The following is a 220-nucleotide window of genomic DNA, read 5'->3' as shown; positions in this document are numbered from 1 at the left end:
TGGTGCCGGTCTCGACGAGCGTGTTCTCGTATGACGGTAATGATTCGCGTCTTTTGCAGGTTTCTTCGGATGGTTCCGGCTCGTCGCTGAACTATGGTGCGGCTGGGTTTGTGAGCTCGGTGGCGTCGTGGGGTTCTGCTGAGGATTCTGCTGTGTCCTTCTCGCTGCTGTGTGCTTCTACTGATGGTCGTGTGCTTGCTGCCGGTGGTGCGCCTGCTGG

At 58.6% G+C, this 220-nt stretch carries 1 protein-coding gene; it reads left to right on the top strand.

Going from position 1 to position 220, the window contains the following annotated elements; translation table 11 throughout:
* The coding region (locus HMPREF2894_RS01065) for a hypothetical protein (RefSeq protein WP_141754519.1) at positions 1 to 220 on the top strand (220 nt) is incomplete at both ends.

Source organism: Rothia sp. HMSC066G02, assembly GCF_001813145.1.
In the GTDB taxonomy this organism is placed as follows: domain Bacteria; phylum Actinomycetota; class Actinomycetes; order Actinomycetales; family Micrococcaceae; genus Rothia.
The sequence above is the reverse complement of the archived record's forward strand: the minus strand, read 5'-3'. Positions and strand labels throughout refer to the sequence as shown.